General features: G+C 72.7%; 17 protein-coding genes. 1 reads left to right on the top strand and 16 read right to left on the bottom strand.

Annotated features, from left to right (window positions below):
* Positions 1–1,266 precede the first annotated feature (1,266 nt).
* The 11 genes from CFP66_RS46000 to CFP66_RS46050 all read right to left on the bottom strand — a co-directional run bounded on the left by CFP66_RS46000 (position 1,267) and on the right by CFP66_RS46050 (position 13,495).
* Positions 1,267–2,745, bottom strand: a complete 1,479-nt coding sequence (locus tag CFP66_RS46000; protein WP_094931884.1) for a hypothetical protein — start codon at positions 2,743–2,745, stop codon at positions 1,267–1,269.
* A gap of 43 nt (positions 2,746–2,788) precedes the next feature.
* A complete protein-coding gene (locus CFP66_RS46005) occupies positions 2,789–3,907 on the bottom strand; it encodes a C40 family peptidase (RefSeq protein WP_094931886.1) in 1,119 nt (372 codons plus the stop codon).
* 4 nt (positions 3,908–3,911) lie between these two features.
* On the bottom strand, positions 3,912–5,555 hold the full coding sequence (locus CFP66_RS46010; RefSeq protein ID WP_233160290.1) for an ATP-binding protein: 1,644 nt from the start codon (positions 5,553–5,555) through the stop codon (positions 3,912–3,914).
* Positions 5,552–7,084 (bottom strand): SCO6880 family protein, encoded by a 1,533-nt coding sequence (locus CFP66_RS46015; protein WP_094931888.1) that lies wholly within the window; start codon positions 7,082–7,084, stop codon positions 5,552–5,554. Before CFP66_RS46015 ends, CFP66_RS46010 begins: the two co-directional genes overlap by 4 nt.
* Positions 7,081–8,292 carry a hypothetical protein gene (locus tag CFP66_RS46020; protein ID WP_143517630.1) on the bottom strand — a complete coding sequence of 404 codons (1,212 nt, stop codon included), beginning with the start codon at positions 8,290–8,292 and terminating at the stop codon, positions 7,081–7,083. Before CFP66_RS46020 ends, CFP66_RS46015 begins: the two co-directional genes overlap by 4 nt.
* Positions 8,289–9,113: a hypothetical protein gene (locus tag CFP66_RS46025; RefSeq protein ID WP_094931892.1), complete on the bottom strand. Its 825-nt coding sequence runs from the start codon at positions 9,111–9,113 to the stop codon at positions 8,289–8,291. Before CFP66_RS46025 ends, CFP66_RS46020 begins: the two co-directional genes overlap by 4 nt.
* Positions 9,110–9,457, bottom strand: a complete 348-nt coding sequence (locus CFP66_RS46030; protein ID WP_094931894.1) for a hypothetical protein — start codon at positions 9,455–9,457, stop codon at positions 9,110–9,112. Before CFP66_RS46030 ends, CFP66_RS46025 begins: the two co-directional genes overlap by 4 nt.
* 30 nt (positions 9,458–9,487) lie before the next feature.
* Complete coding sequence (locus CFP66_RS46035) at positions 9,488–10,513, bottom strand: hypothetical protein (protein WP_094931896.1); 1,026 nt, start codon at positions 10,511–10,513, stop codon at positions 9,488–9,490.
* 95 nt (positions 10,514–10,608) lie between these two features.
* Entirely contained in the window at positions 10,609–11,898 is a 1,290-nt protein-coding gene (locus tag CFP66_RS46040) for a MinD/ParA family protein (RefSeq protein ID WP_233160291.1), read from the bottom strand.
* 19 nt (positions 11,899–11,917) lie between these two features.
* Complete coding sequence (locus CFP66_RS46045; protein ID WP_143517631.1) at positions 11,918–12,934, bottom strand: hypothetical protein; 1,017 nt, start codon at positions 12,932–12,934, stop codon at positions 11,918–11,920.
* Positions 12,935–13,264: 330 nt separating this feature from the next.
* Entirely contained in the window at positions 13,265–13,495 is a 231-nt protein-coding gene (locus CFP66_RS46050) for a hypothetical protein (RefSeq protein WP_094931900.1), read from the bottom strand.
* A gap of 174 nt (positions 13,496–13,669) precedes the next feature.
* Between CFP66_RS46050 and CFP66_RS46055 the strand changes: the two genes are divergently transcribed.
* Complete coding sequence (locus CFP66_RS46055; RefSeq protein ID WP_094931902.1) at positions 13,670–15,070, top strand: DNA-binding protein; 1,401 nt, start codon at positions 13,670–13,672, stop codon at positions 15,068–15,070.
* 44 nt (positions 15,071–15,114) lie between these two features.
* On the opposite strand, the gene pqqE is transcribed toward CFP66_RS46055, so the two are convergent.
* From pqqE to pqqA, 5 genes are all read right to left on the bottom strand, one after another.
* Complete coding sequence (gene pqqE, locus CFP66_RS46060; protein WP_094931904.1) at positions 15,115–16,197, bottom strand: pyrroloquinoline quinone biosynthesis protein PqqE; 1,083 nt, start codon at positions 16,195–16,197, stop codon at positions 15,115–15,117.
* Positions 16,197–16,541: a pyrroloquinoline quinone biosynthesis peptide chaperone PqqD gene (pqqD, locus tag CFP66_RS46065; protein ID WP_094931906.1), complete on the bottom strand. Its 345-nt coding sequence runs from the start codon at positions 16,539–16,541 to the stop codon at positions 16,197–16,199. The genes pqqE and pqqD overlap by 1 nt, the downstream gene beginning before the upstream one ends.
* A complete protein-coding gene (gene pqqC / locus CFP66_RS46070; RefSeq protein ID WP_233160292.1) occupies positions 16,531–17,268 on the bottom strand; it encodes a pyrroloquinoline-quinone synthase PqqC in 738 nt (245 codons plus the stop codon). The genes pqqD and pqqC overlap by 11 nt, the downstream gene beginning before the upstream one ends.
* A 5-nt stretch (positions 17,269–17,273) precedes the next feature.
* A complete protein-coding gene (gene pqqB, locus CFP66_RS46075; RefSeq protein ID WP_094931908.1) occupies positions 17,274–18,164 on the bottom strand; it encodes a pyrroloquinoline quinone biosynthesis protein PqqB in 891 nt (296 codons plus the stop codon).
* Positions 18,165–18,281: 117 nt separating this feature from the next.
* A complete protein-coding gene (gene pqqA, locus CFP66_RS46080) occupies positions 18,282–18,377 on the bottom strand; it encodes a pyrroloquinoline quinone precursor peptide PqqA (RefSeq protein ID WP_094931910.1) in 96 nt (31 codons plus the stop codon).
* Positions 18,378–19,033: the final 656 nt, after the last annotated feature.

The raw sequence follows: 19,033 nt of genomic DNA on the forward strand, positions 1-19,033 counted from the left end.
TACTTGTCGGGGTGTTCGGGGCCGGTTGATCGGTCTGAGCAGTGCGTGGGGGCGGTCGCTGCGACGGTGGCGTACTTGTCGGGGTGTTCGGGGCCGGTTGATCGGTCCGAGCAGTGCGTGGGTGCTGTCGCGGCGACGTCAGGTGCTTCTCGCAGCGATCACCGTCCGGCATCCACGGGCCCGGCTCGGCAACGCTCGATCTGTCGCCCTCGCACCATTGTCGCTGATCACGGCCACCTCGGGGTTCGGAACGCGCCGGTTGCATGATCAACGAGACGTGAGCGGGGTCTGCTGGAGATCAAACCCCGCTGAGGTCTCGCTCGTGGCGCATCCTGCGGTCGTGGCCGTCCAGGTTCCGTGCCCGTTGCATGACCAGGTAGACGTGAGAGGGGTTGGGGGAAGATCCAACCCCGCTCAGGTCTACGTCGTCGTGGGATCTCTTGTGGGCGGGCCGTTCCCGGCTCGCGGCCTTTGCCTCACGCCCCGGTCCTGGTCTTCGGCGTAGTCGGCCGGGTTTCCCCTGCTGCTGTCTGTCGGTGGGGTGGCTTGGTTGGCAGAACTGCCGAATATCGGGGTTGGGTGGGCGGCCGTTCCCGGCGCGGGCCCAGGCCTGTTGGGGACGAGTCCGTCGCTGCTGGGTGCTCGCGCGCCTTGCGGTGGTTCCGATCCATCGCCTCACGATGATCATCGGGCCGGTTCGAGGCGCGTTCACCTCTCATGATCGGCGGGATCGGGACATCGGCTGCAGGGGGAGCCTGACCCTGTTGCCGGATGGGTCGGGCCCGCAGCGCGGGCGCTGCGTCGATCACGAGCAGATGGCGGTCGGTCGATCTTCGGCCACGACCCTCCGCCCTTGATCGACACTGCCGCTCGGGACGCGGTGCGCGGTGATCGATCTGATCAGCACCTGGGGGCGGGTGCTGCGACGGTCGCGTACGTGTCGGAGTGATCAGGGCCTGGTGATCGGTGCGAGCAGCGCGTGGGTGCTGTTGCGGCGACGTCAGGTGCTTCTCGCTGCGATCACCGCCGGGTGATCGGTGCGAGGAGTGCGTGGGTGTTGTTGCGGCGCCGTCTGGTGCTTCTCGCTGCGATCACCGCCGGGTGATCGGTGCGAGGAGTGCGGGGGTGCTGTCGCGGCGATGTCTGGTGCTTCTCGCAGCGATCACCCTTGCGCATCCGCGGGCCCAGTTCGGCAACACGCTCAGATAGGGACGGCATGTCCCGATCCTGGCGATCAAGCACTCAGGGTCCGGCAGCTGTCCGGGATCACGAACCGTCGGACGGCCGGGGGAGCCGCACCTCCAGGTCGGCGATCTCGTCCGGCGCGAGGGGCTCGGGGAGGGTGAAGCGGGCCTTCCCGTCGTCCGCGGTGGCGGACACCTCGACCTCGTCGCCGGACTCCTTCTCGATCACCAAGCTGACCTCGCGCCCGGAACACGACTCGGGCAGGCCCGAGACGTCGACGCCGGTCACCTCCCCGTCCGGGCCGAACCGGGACTCGGTCTCCAGCTCCGAGCCCATCGTGCATCCCTGCGCGGTTCGCGGGCCCGTGTCGGAGGCGAAGGCCCTCGACGTGGCCCTCGACGTGGTGGTCCTCGAGGTGGTGGCCCTCGGACTGTCCTCGTCGCCGTCGTTGCCCTCGTCGTCCCTGTCGCCCGTGTTGCCTCTGTCCGGCCTGTCGCCGGTGTCGCCCCTGTCGCCGGTGTCGTCCCTGTCGCCGGTGTCGTCCGTGTCGTCCGGCCGGTCGGTCGCGCTGGTCGTCGGGGTGCTGGTCCTCGTCGTGTCCTGGTCCCCGTCCTCGGAGTCCGACGGCCTCGAGGTGGTCGTCTCGGGGGTCGAGGTTCTGGGGGTCGAGGTCTTCGGAGTGGTCGTCGGCTCGGTCGCCGTGGGGGCGGCCCGCCGAGGCTCGCTCGTGGTGGTCCGCGAGGAGCGGTCCCCGGGGGCGGCGGCCGCGATCGACGGGGTGCGGCTCTCGGGTGCAGTGGTCCGCGGTGCAGTGGTTCGCGGCGCGGTCGTCCGCCGTGCGCTCGACTCCCGATCGTCTCCCCGGTCGCCGGCCTCCGACCGCTCGTCCTTGTCGTCCTCGTCGTCCTTGTTCTTGTCCTCGTCGTCGGAGTCGGTCGTCCGCGCCCTCGTCGGGGCGCTCTGCGAGGGCGTGATGTCCGGGAGGGCGACCGCGGTGGGAGCGGGGGGCTCGGTCGTGGTCCTGGTGTCCGGGGCGTCCGTCGTCGGGCGAGGAGCCGTGGACGGCACGGCGGCGTTCGCCTGGGCCGGCGGCGGGGCGCCGTCGGCCGGGCCGGGTGCCGGGGCCCCGGTCGGGACCGGCGGTGCCGGTGCCGCTGCGGGTTCCGGGGGTGCTGCGGGTGCGGGGGGTGCCGCGCGGCCCACCGGCTCGGCCGAGAACGGGTCGAGGGCCGGGAGCTCGGCGAGGTCCGCGGCCGGCAGCTCGGCCCGTTCGACGGTGGGCGGCGCCGCGTTCAGCGACACGTCGCCGTCCGCGCCGTCCGTGCGGTCGGCCGGCTCGGGCAGTGCCTCGCCCGCCGCCGTCCAGACGGGCAGCTCGTAGGTGGCGTGGCCGCGTGGCGTCGAGAGGAGGGGTGCGGCGACGGCCGCGGTGGACACCCCCAGTGCGGCGATCGCCGTCATCCCCGCGACAGCGAGCGGGTTGCGCCTGCGGGCGCCCCCGCGCAGCGTCGCGGACGTGGGCTTTTTCCCGGCCTCGTGCGTCCCAGCCTCGTTCGACACGGTTCATTCATCCTTCCGGGCCCCGGTCCGGGACCGACGCTGGTTACGGGAGTTGGCGGGTCGACGTGGCCTGGCCGGCGATGTGGCGGACGCTGACGACGCGGCCCGTCCAGTCGGCCAGCGGTTGCAGGACCACGCCGGTGGCGGAGTCGCGGGCATCGACGACGAGGCCGTGACCGACGTACATGCCGACGTGGCGCGGGTTGGACGGGCTGCCGAGCGAGCCCGCGCTGAACAGCAGGTCGCCGGGGGCGAGGGTGGCGAGGGTGGCCGGGGTCCCCGCGGTCTTCTGGTTGACCGTTCCGGCGGGGATCGGGACGCCCGCGGCGGCCCAGGCGGCGAGCATGAGCCCCGAGCAGTCGAAGCTGTCGGGGCCCTTGCCGCCCCAGACGTAGGGCTTGCCGAGCTGGGCCAGCGCGTAGGTCACCGCGGCGCGCTGCGCCGGGTCGGCAGGCGGGGTGAAGGCGGGTGGGAGTCGGCGGGGATCGACCTCCGACGGCGCGACGGGGAACCCGGCGCCGCCCTGGTCCGGGCAGGCGAACACGGAGGCGGCCAGCACGTTCGCCCCGGTGGGGGCGGCCGGCGTGGGGACGGGGATGTCCGGCCCGACCCAGAACCGGTCGACCAGCGCCGCCGCCTGGGCCTCCTGCGGCGCGTAGCGGTCGGGGAACGCGGAGCGCTGGACCGCCTGGGCGGCCCGGCCCGGGGGCATCCTCGCCCAGCCCGGGAGTGCGACGAGCCGGTCGAGGAAGGTCCGGGTGGCGTAGGCGGGGTTGAGGACCTGCTCCGGGCTGCCCCAGCCCTGCGACGGGCGTTGCTGGAACAGCCCGAGCGAGTCGCGGTCGCCGTGCCCGACGTTGACCAGACCGGATTCGACGATCACCGTCGAGATCGCGATCACGGCGGCGCGCTTGGGCATCCCGCGCCGCAGGACGAGGTCGACGATCGTGGCGGCGTTCTCGGTCTGCTCGGCGTTCCACGGGGTGCCGCCGATGGACTGCGACCCGCCGCCGATGCCGCCGTCACCGATGCAGCCGCCACCGGGCAGCGCGCCGTTGACGGTGACGGTGAGCATCGCGATGCCCGTGCCCAGGGCGGCGACCAGGAACGTCAGGAACGCCGCGGCCGCGGCGAGCGCGATGATCACCCTTCTCCGGCCCACGACGTCACCGGAGCGCGGAGGCGCCGTTGCGCCGCGCGGGGGCCGCGTCCGGCACCGCTACCAGGCTCGGGCGCTTCTCGGCCGGACCGGGGTCGAGCGGGTCGGCGGCCGGGGCTGCGCGCAACCCGGCGTTGGTGTCGAAGAGGGCGCGCTCGGTGGACGAGAGCACCGTCTGGATCTTCATTCCGGGGGAGTTCTCGAGCTTCCACAGCGCCCGGCCGGGGCCCTCCATCGCCCAGCCGGTGATCACGGCCTGCTCGCGCTCGGACAGGCCGAGCTCCTCGGCGAGATCGTCGCCGACGCGGGTGGACTGGCCGAGCAGGATCCGCGAGGAGCACAGGGCGAGCAGGTCCTTGGCGATCGAGACCTCCTGCGAGCCCGCGGCGCCGACCGACAGCAGGTCGGACGGTTTGTGCAGGACCAGCATCTGGATCTTGCGTTCGGCGCGGGAGAGCCGGAGGTCGGAGTCGACGGCCTGGATCGCGCGCAGTCCGAGGCGCATCTGGCGCCAGACCTCGTCACGGACCACGAGCCGCACGTCGCCGTCGTCCTGCAGGTCGGTGATCATCGACGACCAGGAGCCCAGGCAGGTCAGGGCCACGGCGATGGCCTGGTCACCGCGCGGGCGCAGCAGCGAGAGGTCCATCGACTGCACGGGTGCGTCCCAGTCGAGGTCGAAGTTGGTCGGCTCGTCGAACAGGCCGGCGAGCGGGCCGACGACGAGGTTGGACAGGGCGTCGGTGATCTGGCGGGTGTGGTCGAGGAACTGGCGGTGGTCGGCGAACCGGGTGACCTGCCAGAGATCATCGTCGGGGTCGGCGAGCTGGGCGACCACCTGGGGGACCGTGATCGGGCGCAGCACGCTGTTGCCGTGCTCGGCGCCGACCAGGCGAGCGAGCACCTTGGAGATGACGAGTTCGTCGGTGACGGTGGGGGAGTACCCCTGGGCCTCGGCCAGCGCGGTGAGCAACCGGGTCCAGCGGGCGAGGATCCCCGTGAGCTCCTCGCGCTGCTGCGCGGTCGACCAGCCGGGCCAGCGGGTGCGGATCGGACCGAGGTCGAGGGCGTTGAGCCGGTTCGGGCTGCCGCGGCCGAGCGAGATCGGGGTGATGCCGAGTGCGCGCAGCAAGGGGGTGTACTCGCCCTTCACGTCGCCCGAGATCAGCGAGCGCACGCCGAACAGCATCATCCGCAGCATCATCGCCACGACCGTGGAGGACTTGCCGCGGCCGGGCTCGCCGAACACGACGAGGTTGGGGTTGGTGACGATGCCGCGCAGCACCCACTCGGTGGGGTGCACGTAGAACGCGCCACCGCTCTGCACGTCGTAGCCGAGGCGAGCGCCGACCGCCGGGACCCCGTTGGAGGCGAGCAACGGGAAGAGACCGCCGATCTCGGCGGTGGTGGCGCGGTAGACCGGTGCGCGGCGGGACGCGTCGACGGCGGCCCAGCCACGGCCGGCCTCCCGGTGGCCCTGTCGCGGTGCGGTCGGCGTGTTGACGCGCTTGCGCAGGCCACGCCTCCCGGACGGCTCGTCGGGCGCGGGGACGGGCGGTACGCCGACCGGGACGCCGTCGAGGTCGGTGAACTGCGCGAGCATCTCGCCGGCGCTGCGCGGTTCGACCCGGCGCCGCTTCCGGCTGCTCATGAGTCGAACGCCCTGGTCAGGCGCGGCAGCCCGATCCCCACTGGGAGCGCGGCCGCCACGAACGCGGAGTCCTGCGCGAGTTCGAGGCGCAGCAGCCGGAACCGGCCGGAGGAGTCGTTCTCCAGACGGGCCGCGTGGTCCTCGAGGTTCCAGTCCGAGGGCACGGTCACCGAACTGGCGATGGTGAAGCGGACCAGCGCGTGTCCGGCGGCGATGGCGGCTTCCTGCTCGCTCGCTCCGGACCGGCGCCGGGTGTCGACCGCGGTGGTGTTGAACCCGCGGGCGGCCTTGGCGTCGACGATCACGTTGTTGCGGAACCGGTTCGACCGGACCTCGCGCGCGGCGGCGGCCTGCGAGAGCACCTCGTAGTGGATGGCCAAGGTGCGGCGCTCGCCCGCCGTGCGAACCGCGAGGAGCGGGCCGAGGGAAGCGAAGAACGTGCCCGCCTCCGGGGGCTGCACCGCGTAGGAGACCGAGGAGAACCCGTCGTGGTGGTACGCCCGGGCGGCCGGGACCGGGGCCAGGGCGGGCCCGGCCTGGGAGACCGGGAGCCCGACGCTGCCGTCGGCGTCGGGACGCATCAGGTGCCGGTAGGACAGGGAACCGGCAGCGGCGGGGTTGAAACCGGTCTTGATCGCCTCGGCGACCCCGGTGGAGGTCAGCCACGTCACCGTCGTCATGCCGAGACCGCGCAAGTTGTCCGCCACGCCCTCGAGGACCCGGTAGAGGGCGTACGCGCGCCCGCTCACGCCGCCGCCTGCCGCCTTGGCCGGGCGGCGCAGTACATCCTCGGTGCCCGAGACGGTCACGAACAGTTCCGTGCGCACGCTGGCCGACGCGACGTCGCGGTCGATCTCCGCGGTGACCTGCCGGACCAGGTCCGGGGCGTCCGCGCGCTCGTGCCGGGAGCGCCACACCGCGTACTCGCTGCCGTCGTCGGGCACGGTGCGCACCAGCAGTGAGATGCGGTCGACGACCTCGCGGTGCCCGAGCCCGACCAGCATCGACCCCAGTCGCGACGCCAGGCGCTCGCACTCCTCGTCGGAGAGCATCCCGACCCCGGAGTGGGTCAGCCTGGCCGTGGCACCCCAGCGGCCCTCCACGGTGTCGTGGATCAGGCAGGTCCGCGAGCCGTGGAACTCCGGCCCGTCGGGGAACTCCAGCCGTGACAGGACGCCCGGCAGGTCGGGTTCGGCGCGCTCCCCGGCCAGCCCGGCGGCGGCCCGGGATTGCCACGGTGACCAGCGCATCAGCACTCCTGTCTGGAACATGACCAGGTCGGCCAGCCACCGGAACGCGGGGCGGCCGTGGATCGGCACGAGGATCAGGACGGCGACGACCGCGGCGAACCCGCCCCAGCCCAGGGCCTGGCTCCACTGCTCGCGCGACATCGCCAACAGCGCGGGGGAACACACCCCGATCACGAGGAACGCCTGCACCGGGGTCATCCCGGCGATCCAGCCGATTCCCTCCTTGTGGTTGAGGCCCCGGTAGACCCGCGGTCCGGGCGACGAGGTCTGCGCGCTCATCGGGTCTCCTGCGGTTGTGTCCGGCCGGCGTGGTCGTCGGCGTCGTGGTCGTCGGCGTGGTCGCCGGTGCCGGCCGTTCGCTCGCGGCGCGGGTGAGCGGTCCCGTCCGCGACCGCGGTGGTCCCACCGAGTTCGCCTCCGGCAGCGGCGGTCGAGCCGCCGTGCTGAGCACCGCCCGGGCGGTGGGCCTGCTCGGTGTAGCGGGCGATGTTCACCGACTCGGTGGTGCCGTTGTCGCTGCCCGGTTCGCTGAAGCCCCGCCATTCACCGCGGGAGCGCACCGCAGCCCCCGCGGCGGTGCCGGGGTCGACGAAGGCGAGCAACCGGAAGAGCCCGATCGGGCATGCCAACGCCACCAGCAGCACCGCGGTGCCGGCCAGTAGGCCCGCGACCCCGTCCGCACGGGCCATGACGGTGACCCCGACGAGCAGGACCAGCCCCAGTGCGGGCTTCATCAGGATCGCGGCGAGGATCCAGCGCGCCGACCGCCAGAAGATCGACGCGGTGGTGTCGGCGACCAGGCCGGCCGCGGCGATCGGGATCGTGGCGATCAGGACCAGTACCGCGGCCTGCCGGAAGATCATCAGCAGCGAGAAGCCGATTCCCGCCGGGATGGTCCCGAAGAACGCGGCCAGCCCGAGCAGCATCGACCGGACCTCGCCGTCGACGTCGCTGAGCTCGGGGTCGGGCCCGATCCGGTCGGCGACGACCGGGTTGTCGACGATCGAGGCGAAGTCGCCCTGCGCGCTCAGGCTGCTCAGGAACATCGTGGTCAGGCCGTCCGCCGCGGTGAGCAGGGTGGCGACGGTGCCTGTCGTCAATGCGATCGCGATCCCGAACTGCACCGGGCCGGCGAACGCGCGGAACATGCCCCGTCCGCCGCGCACCGCGACCGAGATCAACTGGTAGAAGAACAAGCCCAGCCCGATCACCGTGGCGAGCCACACCATCGTCGGCCGCAGCGACGCGGCGTCGCCACCGATGATGGCGCTCGGGTCGACCACGGCGACGTCGTCGGCCAGGGACAGACCGCCGCGCAGCAGGCCGATCCCGGCGTCCCACACCTTCTGCATGGCGGCGTCGAACGCCGACGCGGTCATCGATCCGATCGGGTCGGACAGGTACGTGCCGAGGCCGGAGCCGCCGTCCCCGCCGCCGGGGGGCTGCTGACCGGGACGGACCGACTGTGCCCACTGTGCCGTCGTCATCGCCGGATCTCCCGCCACCCCGCGGCGACGGCCTCTGCGCTGCCCGGCCACGCCGACGGGGCGGCGGCCGCCGTCGGCCCGGACGCGATGCGCCACCGGCCGCCGAGGAGGCGCATCGGCAGGCAGTTGCCCCAGCCGGCGTTGACGACCCGGCCGTTGTAGTCGGCGACGAACTCCCCGAGCACGCACGCGACGGTGAAGGAGCCGCCGCCTGCGGTCCCCTTGACCATCGCGCCGGTCGGGGTCCAGGAGATCGTCATCCCCGGAGGCGGAGGCCCGCTCGGAGCCATGTCGGACCCCCGGCGCAGTGCGACGAGGTCGCGGCCCGTCCAGGTCTCACCGGCCGGCGCTGCGCCGTCCTCGGCGACCGAGCGGTAGGCCCAGGCCCATGTCTGCGGGTCCCCGCCGGCCATGCCGATCGTCATGAGCGCGGCCAGCTGGGCGAGCGCGCCCTCCGGCGTGGGCGGGAACCCGGTCGGGACCTCGGAGCCGGCCACCTGCGCCGGCTCGGGCAGCGTGATCGGCGGGCCTGCGGTGCGGGCGGAGAGCGTGTGCGGGGAGGCCGCGGCGGGCGGCAGGTCCAGCATGGGGGCGCGGGCCAGCGCGGCCTCGGCAGAGGGGCCGCTGTCCGCGACGGTCTCCCCGGCCGGTTGCGCGCCGCCCGGCGGCCGGGCGCGCTCGTCGGAGAGCAGCCCGGGCAGCGACCCGATCAGGCCGGCCGCCACCACCAGGAGCAGCCCTCCGACCCCGACCAGGATCAGGAACGCCCGTGTCCGCCCCGCAGCCCGCGCGGGCGCGCCGGGCCGCTCCAGCACCGTCATGAGGCGGTTGTCCCGGCGAACTGGGAGATCAGCGTGTAGCCCAGGCCGAACAGCACGGCCAGTGCCAGGCTGCCCACGATCATCCGGGCGCCGAGCCTGCCCGAACCGTGGTGGTCCCACAGGCGCCCGGCGGAGGCGGCGACGATCCCGCCGAAGAACAGGCCGACGATGGACACCCCGGCGATCCACTGGACGTACCCGACGATCTGCTCGATCGCCTGGAACCCGGGTGGCGTCCGGGGGGCGATGTCGTCGAACGGGCCCGGGTCCTGCACCGGAAGGACCGTGACGGTGTCGTGGATCAGTGCGGCGACGGTGTCGTGGATCAGGTGGGGAAGAAGCATGACGTCCTCGGACGGGTGGGTCGGACGGAGTCAGGGGCGACGCGGGGACGGCATGAGCCCCCAGGACGCCAGGAACGGCCACAGCGCCTCGACGGCCCGCGGCGGGGAGGGCTCGTCGGTGACACCGGCGACACCCCAGCCGGCCTGGTGCGGCACGAAGACCGCGTCGTCGAGCAGTGCGGCCATGCGCGGCCCGGCGACACCCGTCACGCCGGAGGGCCACTTGCGGGCCCCGTTGACGACGAGCTGCTGGACGCCCGTGGCGACGCCGCGGTCCACCCACGGCTCCAACCGGGCGAGCAGCTGCTCGGCCTGGCGCAGCGACGGCCGCGTCGCGCGCACCACGAGGATCGGGTGCGGGGAGGGCAGGCCCCGCCGCAACCAGGCGCCGGCCCCGTAGAGCGGGGTCGCCGCGGCCCGCCAGCCACCGTGGCCGAGGTCGATCACGGTGGCCTGCAGCGGGTCCGGGGGCGGGTCGGGAAGCCAGTCCGGCGGGGCGGGCACCATCCCGGGAGTGATCGTGGGCAACTCGGTGGACAGCCGCGCGACCAGGGCGTCGTCGCGCCAGCTGTAGCGCACCGACACCTCGTCGCCGACCCGCTTGACCCACGGACCGTCGTTGGTGGACGCGCACGTCAGCCCGGAGCGGGCGGGATCGTCGGCGTCGACGAGCAGGGCGCACCGCTGCGCCTGCTGCAGCGCGTCGGTGATCGCCACGGCGATGCAGGACGCGCCGGCCCCCGCCGATCCGGCCAGCACCGGGATCACGGTGCCGAACGCCGACCACGACAGGGAACGGGTGCCGGAGTCCGGGAACACGGTGCGCGCCCGCTCCTGGACGGCGTCGACGGCAGCGCCGAGCTGCCCGGCCAGGTCGAGCGCGTCCCGGTCGTCGCCCGCGACCGTCATCGCGCCGGCGACGTCGACGATCGCCTCGGTGTCGGCCAGGCCGAGCCAGGGGGCGCGACAGCGCGCCGCAGAGCCGAGCGCGTGGGTGAGCTCGTCCGGCGTACCGTGCCCGGCGCTCGGCCGGTGGTGCTGCTCGGCCGCGGTCATCGGCGGCCACCTCCTCGATGGGCGGGAGCGGCCCGGTCGTGGGTGGATGCGGTCGTGTCGGGTCGGTCCGTCGCGGCCTGCCGCCGCTCCCGGCATCACCGTGGCGTCTCGCTGCGGAAGCCGTGGGCGGCCAGGCCGCGGGTGCGCGGGGAGTGGAAGCCGTCGGCGACCGTGGCTGCCAGCTCGAGGGTGGCGTCCCGGGTGGCCGGGGACAGCGCGTCGAGCTCGATGAGGCCGCCGGTGGCCAGGTGCCGGTCCGAGGGCAGCTCGATGACCGCGCGGCAGCGGGACCTGAAGTGCTCGTGGATGACCGACTCGTCGACGTAGGGGGAGTGCCGGTCGTAGCTGAGCACGACGACGGCCTCCCTGACGAGCTCGGGGTAGCCGTGCATGGCCAGCCACTGCAGGGTGCGCGAGGCGCGCGAGGCGCCGTCCTGGGTCGGGGCACCGACGATCACCAGGGAATCGGCGTGGATGAGGCTGCCCTGCATCGCGGAGTGCACGACCCCGGTGCCGGAGTCGGTGACGATGGCCTCGTAGAAGCGGGCCAGCAGGCGGAGCACGGTCTCGTAGTCGGTGGCGGAGAACATCTCCGACAGCTCGGGTTCCTGCTCGCTGGTCAGGACCTGGAGCCTGCCGGCGAGGTGGGTGTAGCCCGCAAGCTGGGTGGAGGAGCGGACCTGGTCGATGTTGTTGAGCAGGTCGCGCATCGTGATCTTCGAGGCCGCCTCCTCCCCGACGAGCCGGTCACCGAGGGTGCCGGCGTCGGGGTTGGCGTCGATGGCGATGACCCGGTCACCGCGGTGCTCGGCCAGCGCGAGGCCGAGGAGCGCGGACACGGTGGTCTTTCCGATGCCGCCCTTGATGCTCGCCACCACCACGCTGTGCGGCCCGGGCAGCGGAGTGCGGATCTTCTGCATCTGCTCGCGCAGCCGCGCCTCGCCCTGTGACAGCCCGGGGTTCCAGCGCCCGCCGCTGGCCCGGTAGACGAAGGCGCGCCAGCCCTCCCGCGGCGGCGACTTGCGGGTCCGGACCACGTTGGTCAGGAGGTTGTCACCGTCGTGCCAGGCAGGTTTCGCGGGATGCGAGGCCTCCGCGGGGTCCGGGGCCGGCGCGGGCGTCGGTGCCGGTGTCGCCTCAGCGGCCTTCGCCGGGCCCTCGCCGGCGGGGGCAGCCGTGACCGGCTGGTCCTTCGCGGGCGCGTCCTCGGCAGCCTGATCACCGTCGGTGGGGGCCGGCGGCGGCTCGGTGGGCTCGGGCACAGAGCTCCAGTCGGGGGAGGACGGACGCCCGGACGAGCGGGGGCGGCCGACGGCCCAGGCGCTGCTGCCCTGATCGGCCAGCCAGGACGGTGTGGTGCCGGACGTGTGGTTGGTCGACGACATGGAGCTGCTACCTCGTGGGTCAGGTGGACTGGGCGGGGACCAGGTGGGGGTCGACGGCCAGACGACCGTCATCGGCGGAGCGGGTGACCGGCACGGTCATGCGCACCCAGTTCGCCTCGGTCGCGGCCCAGTACGGGTCGGACTCGGACGGCGCGCTGGAAGGTCCGACGAGCCCGATCGGCTCGACGTCGGCGGGAGCGGATCCGACACTCGGCTCGAGCCGTGGACGGATGCGCACGTAGATCGTCGTGCGCACGAGGACCTCGACGAACACCACCGTGTCCGAGACCCGGAAGATCCGGCCCGGGAGTGGCGAGTCGGCGCGTTGCCTGCCGACGCCCGACCACCCCCACGTGGAGGCCTGGGGGTCGGCGAGCAGCGGCCGCAGCACCTCCGCCCGGTGGCTGGGGTCTTCCTCGTCGAAGGACTGGAAGTCTGCGGCGAACCGCCCCGCGAACGCCGCGGCCTCGAGATCGGAGATCGGTTCCAGCGATCGGATCGACCGGGAGAAGTGCTCCTTGTCCGTGGTGTGGCGGGCCAGAACACCGCGGGCGCCATTGCTCCCACCGGCGGCGCGCTCGAGTCGCCCTGCGCTCTGCGGGGGCGGTGGGAGCTCCTCCCCGGCTGATTGGTGCTCCGGCTCCGGCTCGGCGTCCGACGGGGTGGGCTGCGCCGGATCGGGCGTGCGCGGTGGCGCAGATGAGGGTGGGGGCGGGGGCTCCGACGTCTCCGCCGCTGCTCCGGCAGCGGCGCCGTGGTCCTCGTCGGCCTCGCGCCGGTCCTCGCGTCGGACTTCGAACCGGTCGTCGAACCGACCGGTGTCGGCGGGGTTCGGGACGGGCAGCCGTGAGGGGCGGCCGAGGGTCCGCGGCGGAGGCGGGGCGGCGTCGGTGAGCCAGGCCCGGCCGGGAGGAGCCTGGTCGGTGTCGACCGTCGGGTCGTCGACCGTCGGGCCGTCGGCCGTGGCGTCCGCGCCCAGACCCGGGGCGGTGCGCCATCGCGGACCGGGCGCCGGGCGGCGTGATCTGCGGGGCATCCGCGACATCACCCTGACACACCGTGCGGCTGTGGGACCGGCTGGTGCGCCACATCTCCCGCGGAACGACCACATTCGTGACCGTTCACTCGACGGTCGGAATGGCGGTGGGTTCGAGCGGAGATCCGGCGGGGCGCGCACGGTGGCCTGATCACGTGTCTCCCTATCCCTCGCGCATGCCGGAAATGCTTGTTCGCAATCAATCCGCGACGGTAGGGCGGTTCTGGAGGGGGAGGCCGGAGCCGGCGCACGCGCCTGTCGATCCGGGGGGTTTCCCTCGCGGCCTCCGCGCGCCGAGCGCAGGTGGCCGGCGCTGGTGTTCGCTCCCGGTCAGGCCCGCCCTGACCACTCGGTCAGGTGGCGGGGCGTGCCGGCGGAGCCACCGAACACGCGGTGCGGTCTGCTCGGCGCGCGCAGGGCGTTGTGCAGAACCTCGACCACGCCCCTGCACCGCGCTGGTGGCGGATCCTGCACCGACGATCCGTCGGTCGAGCAGGCGCGGGTGAGCTGGAGCAGCGCGCTGGTCCCGGCCGCATCGGGAGCGCGCAGGAGCGTGGTCACCGGCTTTGCAGACCGTGGTGGGCAAGGTACACATGGTGAGGGAGCTGGGCGACGAAGCAGGAGATGCGCCACGCGGTACCTGGCTGCGGTCGGCTCGGCGGCGATGAGCGGGACGTCGGCCCAGCTGGATGGGTGCTGTGCGGCGCGAGGATGGGCCAAAGGCGGTTCTCAAGTATGAGTGATGTGCAGCAGCGAATCGACACCCCGTCTGCGGGTGCCGGCCGGGGCACGGTATTCGCGGCGTGGGAGCAGTTCGTGCAGGGCGAGGACCATGTCCGTGGTGTCCGCCCCGAGGTCGTGATCTCCTGGCATCGGTGCCGCGAGCAGTACCGGGTCGATCCACAGTTGACCGAAGCGCCGCTGGCGGCGACACACAGCGACCACTCGCTCGAACAGGATGTGGTGTTCACCGAGTTGGGCGGGCTCGCCGGGGCCATGGCGCGGGAGGTCGAGGGCCGCAACGGCATCGTGACCGTCGCCGACGCCACCGGCCGGATCCTGGCCACGTGGGGTGACCAGGCCACGGTGGCCAGAGCCGCGGACGCCAATCTCGCCACCTGGTCCTGCTGGTCGGAGTCCGCGGCCGGCACGAACGGGATGGGTACGGCGCTGGAGTCGCACGGACCGGTGCTGATCAGGGGCGCGGAGCATTGGTGCCAGGCGTTCCACGGGTGGGCGTGCGCGGCGGTCGCCGTGCGTGACGTGGTGACGCGCGAGCCGATCGCCGTGGTCAACATCTCCTGCTGGCGCACCCCGTTGCCCGATGCCACCGGCAAGTGGCTCTCGAACGCGGTCACCCAGACCCAGAACACGTTGAAGGGGCGCGCTCGAGGCAGCGCCACCGAACTGATCGCCGCATTCGCCCAGTTGAAAGGCCGCGCCGGCGCCGCTGTGGCTGCGTTGGACACCGCGGGGAACGTGGTGATCGCGGATGAGCGAGCCAGCGTGCTGATGGGCGTACCCGCCGACCTGCCGGCGGTCGAGCCGGCCGTCAGGTGGCACACGTCGCTGCCGGACCTGATCCGCGTCATCCAGCACGCGAGTACGCGGGCCGCCCAGAATCCCGACTGGGTCGGCTCGACGCAGATCTACACCCATCTCGCCGAGGAGCCGGCCCCGGTCACGGTCCGGCCCGTGTTCTTCTCGGGGCAACTCGCCGGGCACCTGGTTCTGCTCGGCGCCTCCGACGACGCGCAGTCGATCTCCACGATGGCGACTGTTCCCGCCCCCAAGAAGCCGATGCGCCGGGTCGTCGCGCTGCGGGGGGACCGGATGGTGCTGATGCGGCTGCCGGAGGTGTGCTTCGCCGAGTCGGACGGCAACGATGTGTGGCTGTTCACCGACCAGGGGCGGCTGCGCGCTGCCTCCCCGGGCCTGGACAAGCTCACAGGCGAGCTGGCCGATGCCGGGTTCCTGCGCGTGCACCGCCGCTACATCGTCAACCTCAGCCGCGTCCGCGAGATCGAGCGCGGGTTCAAGGGCGAGCTGTTCCTGGTCATGGACAGCCGGGCCAGCGATGTGGTGCCGGTCTCCCGGAGGAACACCCCGGCCGTCCGTGACGCGCTGGGGCTCTGACGCCGCCATCCCCGGCCTCCATCGAGCGGTCCGACCCGTTCCACCTAGCCGCGGTGCGGGCGGGGGATCAGCAGCTCGTCCACCGGTCGCACCGCCACGTTGGCCTTCTCCACCGCCTCGGTCACCAGGCCGTGGTCGGGGGAGAGGTGGCAGACCGGGTCGGTTCGGGTGGCGTCGCCGGTGAGCTGGAACGCCTGGCACCGGCACCCGCCGAAGTCGAGCTCGCGGCGCTCGCAGCTGCGACACGGGTCCTGCATCCACCCGGTGCCGCGGAACGCGGTGAACATCGGCGACTCGTCCCAGATCGCCTCCAGGGAGTGCTCGCGCACACTGGCCGTGGGCAGGGGCAGCGTGTGCGCGGCCAGACAGGGCATCGCCTCGCCGTTCGGCGTCACGATGAGCTGGCGCGCCGCCCAGCCGCCCATGCACGGCTTCGGGTACTCGCTGTAGTAGTCGGGCAGGACGTGCACGATCTCCATCCGGCCACCGAGGCGGGCCCGGGCGTCGCGCACGACCTCCTCGGCGCGGGCGAGCTGGTCGCGGTCGGGCAGCAGCGCGGCCCGGTTGCGCCACGCCCACCCGTAGTACTGGGTGTTGGCCAGCTCCACGCGGTCGGCATCCAGCTCCTCGACCAGCGCCACGATCTCGGCGATGCGGTCGATGTTCTGCCGGTGCAGCACGACGTTGACGGTCAGCGGCCAGCCGAGGTCCTTCACCACGGCCGCGGCCTTGAGCTTGCGCTCGAACGACGGGATGCCCGCGATCCGGTCCGACGTCGCCGGCTCGTCGGCCTGCACGCTGACCTGCACGTGGTCGAGCCCCGCCGCCTTGAGCGCCTCGGCCCGCGGCCGGGAGAACCCGATCGCGCTGGTCACCAGGTTCGTGTACATGCCCAGCTCGGCCGCCGTGCGCACCAGGTCCACCAGGTCGCGGCGCAGCAGCGGCTCGCCGCCGGAGAGGTGGCACTGCAGCACGCCCATCTCCGCCGCCTCGGTGAACACCCGCTGCCAGTCCGCCGTGGACAGCTCGTCGTCGTAGGCGGCGAGCTCGAGCGGGTTGGAGCAGTAGGCACAGGCGAGCGGGCAGCGGTAGGTGAGCTCGGCCAGCAGTCCGAAGGGCCTGTCCATCACCTGACCTCCTCGACGGTCACGGGCTCGACGGTCACGGGCTCGACGACCACGTGGCGGCGAGCGGCCATGCGGGCCAGGAAGTCCCGCACCTCGTCGTCCACCGGGCGCTGGTAGCGGGTGCGCAGCTCGTCCACGATCCCGGCGACGGTGGTGGACCCGTCGCACAGGCCGACGACGTCCGCGCCGGTGCCGTTGAGGACGATCACCGACTCCGGTCCGAGCAGGACGTGCTTGCCGCGCGAGCGGTCGAAGCGCAGCCGCAGGTGGGGGCCGAGCCGGGGACGGGCGGTGTCGGGCAGCGCGGGTGGGGCGGGCCGGGTGGCGCCGGGGTCACTCGACATGGGCCTGGTCGATCGCGTCCATCATGGACCAGAGCACGTCGCACTTGAACGACAGCGCCTCCACGGCACGGTCCTGCTGTTCGGGGGTCAGGCAGTGCGCGGTGACGACCTCGAGGGCGTGCTCGGAGTCGCGCGGCGCCTGCTCGAGCCGGGCCCGGAAGTAGGCCAGCCCGTCCGGGTCGATCCAGGTGTAGCGGCGCTCGAACGCGGCCAGGCGCTCGGCCATCAGGTCCGGTGCGAACAGCTCGGTGAGCGACGACGCGACCGCGTCCACCCACGGCTTCGTCCGGGCGAACGTCACGTAGGCGTCAACGGCGAACCGCACGCCGGGCACGAGGTGGCGGTGGTCGAGGATCTCCTCGCGGGTCAACCCGCACGCCTCGCCCAGGCGCAGCCACGCCTCGATGCCGCCCTCCTCGCCTGCGATCCCGTCGTGGTCGATGATCCGGCGGATCCAGCGCCGGCGGACCTCCACGTCGGGACAGTTGGACAGGATCGCGCCGTCCTTGCGGGGGATGTTCTCCTGGTAGTAGAAGCGGTTCGCCACCCATCCGCGGATCTGGGCGGGGGAGAGCGTGCCCTCGTTCATCCGCAGGTGGAAGGGGTGGGCGCTGTGGTAGCTCTGCGAGTGCGCGCGCAGGCGCTCCAAGAAGGCCACGGTCCCCGGGTCGGTCCCCGGGACAGCCCCGTGGTCGGTCGTCGCCGCCGTCGTCATCGCCGTCGTCATCGCGCCTAGACCTCCACCTCGAGCCCGTCGTGGGCCACCGTCATGCCGCCCTCGGTGACGAGGCGGCGCTCTGGAGTGTCCTCCAACAGGATCGGGTTGGTGTTGTTGATGTGGATGTAGATCTTGCGTTCGATCGGCAGCGGGGACAGCAGCTCGAGGCTCCCCCCGGGCCCGCCGATCGCGAGGTGCCCCATGTCCCGGGCGGTCTTCTCGGCGAGCCCCAGCCGGATCAGCTCGTCGTCGTGCCAGGTGGTGCCGTCGATGAACAGGCAGTCGATGCCGTCGAGCTCGTCGCGCACGCTCGGTGTCAGCTCCTGCACACCCGGCAGGTACACCGCAGTGCGTCCGGTGCTCTCGTCGGTGAGGCGGTAGCCCACCACCCGTCCCTGGTCGGCACCGGTGCCGAACCGGTCGTGCTTGGCGGTGGGCACGTCGAACGCCCGGTAGGAGAGCCCGCCCAGCGACACCTCCTGCCCCGGGACGACCGGGTGCCAGTCGACGGGGCAGTAGCGCTCCAGCGTGTTCAGGAACCCGGTGCCCTCGCGCAGCGTCGCGCGCGTGGCCGCGGTCGCGTGCAGCTGGATGCCGCGCCCCTCGCGCAACAGCAGCAGGCCCAGCGTGTGGTCGATCTCGGCGTCGGTGAGCAGCACCGCCTCCAGCGGAGTTGCCCGCCCGTCACCGGGGAGCATGGCGGGAAACGCCTCGAACTGGGCCCGGATGTCGGGGGATGCGTTGAACAGGAACCAGCGCCGTCCGTCCGGGCTCGCCGCGATCGACGACTGCGTGCGCGCCCGGGCGGGCCGGGACCCGTCGCGGACCGCGCGGCACGTCGGGCAACTGCAGTTCCACTGCGGATACCCGCCTCCGGCGGCCGATCCCAGAACCCGCAACCACATCCTCGAGTCCTCCTCCCGCGCCGCGGCGCGTGCCGTGGATCCGCGTGTCGCGGATCCGAACGGGAGGAGGGGCGCCGGACCCGTCCGGCGCCCCTCCTCCTCGTACTCGTGCTCGGCTCAGGCCTCCGAGCGGGCGATGTACATGGTCACCTCAGGGGCGCACCCGATCTCCTCGAAGTCGGGGGCCTCCCACTCGATGATGGTGGACTCCACGCCGTCACCTCCCTTCTGTTCTCTCTCCGCGGATGTGGTGCGCGGGGTATGACTGGACCTCGACAGGGCGAACAGTGCTTCTCCCTTGTTACCCCCGAGGAGGCCCGGGAGGAAGCCCTCGAGCCATCCGCCCCATCCGGTCGGCGCGGCGATGTACCGGCGGCCGTCGATGCTGTACGGGGTAGGGCTGCCGGCCGGCTATTGTCAGATACCGAGTTGTCAGTTGCGCGAGCAGCGGGCCTGGCTACCGATCGTGACCTACGACGGCCACTGTCACTCTGCGCGTTGTCCGCGCGGCTCGCTACGGGCCCGGTGACGGCGTTCCAGATGTAATCCCACTGCAACTCCTGTGTCTCAGTGTGGTGGCGCGACCTGCCTCTGTTGCCGATCCAGGCGCCGCTGGTCGACCTCTGGCGCAAAGGAAGAGCTACCCGCTCGATTTGAAACCCGCTCGGGGAGCCTTCTTTTGTAAATGCCAGGCGAGAACTACCGTACAGTCTCGAGGATTAGCTGGGCAAGGGCGGAAACCGGGTCGTGGCGGCCTCCTCCGTTCGTTGGCGAAGAGCTACCGTTCGTAGGAGCTTCCGCTCCGTCGGCGGAGCAACAGTTGCATCCGATGCTCCACAACCCGAGTGTGGCTCCACAACCCGACTGTG

It is taken from the genome of Pseudonocardia sp. MH-G8 (assembly GCF_002262885.1).
Lineage (GTDB): Bacteria > Actinomycetota > Actinomycetes > Mycobacteriales > Pseudonocardiaceae > Pseudonocardia.

Excerpts from the sequence above, each read along its gene's own strand:
- CFP66_RS46010 (WP_233160290.1), bottom strand. The coding sequence starts at position 5,555 with ATGAGCAGCCGGAAGCGGCGCCGGGTCGAACCGCGCAGCGCCGGCGAG.
- CFP66_RS46015 (WP_094931888.1), bottom strand. The coding sequence starts at position 7,084 with ATGAGCGCGCAGACCTCGTCGCCCGGACCGCGGGTCTACCGGGGCCTC.
- CFP66_RS46020 (WP_143517630.1), bottom strand. The coding sequence starts at position 8,292 with ATGACGACGGCACAGTGGGCACAGTCGGTCCGTCCCGGTCAGCAGCCC.
- CFP66_RS46025 (WP_094931892.1), bottom strand. The coding sequence starts at position 9,113 with ATGACGGTGCTGGAGCGGCCCGGCGCGCCCGCGCGGGCTGCGGGGCGG.
- CFP66_RS46030 (WP_094931894.1), bottom strand. The coding sequence starts at position 9,457 with ATGCTTCTTCCCCACCTGATCCACGACACCGTCGCCGCACTGATCCAC.
- CFP66_RS46035 (WP_094931896.1), bottom strand. The coding sequence starts at position 10,513 with ATGACCGCGGCCGAGCAGCACCACCGGCCGAGCGCCGGGCACGGTACG.
- CFP66_RS46040 (WP_233160291.1), bottom strand. The coding sequence starts at position 11,898 with ATGTCGTCGACCAACCACACGTCCGGCACCACACCGTCCTGGCTGGCC.
- CFP66_RS46045 (WP_143517631.1), bottom strand. The coding sequence starts at position 12,934 with ATGCCCCGCAGATCACGCCGCCCGGCGCCCGGTCCGCGATGGCGCACC.
- CFP66_RS46055 (WP_094931902.1), top strand. The coding sequence starts at position 13,670 with ATGAGTGATGTGCAGCAGCGAATCGACACCCCGTCTGCGGGTGCCGGC.
- pqqE (WP_094931904.1), bottom strand. The coding sequence starts at position 16,197 with ATGGACAGGCCCTTCGGACTGCTGGCCGAGCTCACCTACCGCTGCCCG.
- pqqD (WP_094931906.1), bottom strand. The coding sequence starts at position 16,541 with ATGTCGAGTGACCCCGGCGCCACCCGGCCCGCCCCACCCGCGCTGCCC.
- pqqC (WP_233160292.1), bottom strand. The coding sequence starts at position 17,268 with ATGACGACGGCGATGACGACGGCGGCGACGACCGACCACGGGGCTGTC.
- pqqB (WP_094931908.1), bottom strand. The coding sequence starts at position 18,164 with ATGTGGTTGCGGGTTCTGGGATCGGCCGCCGGAGGCGGGTATCCGCAG.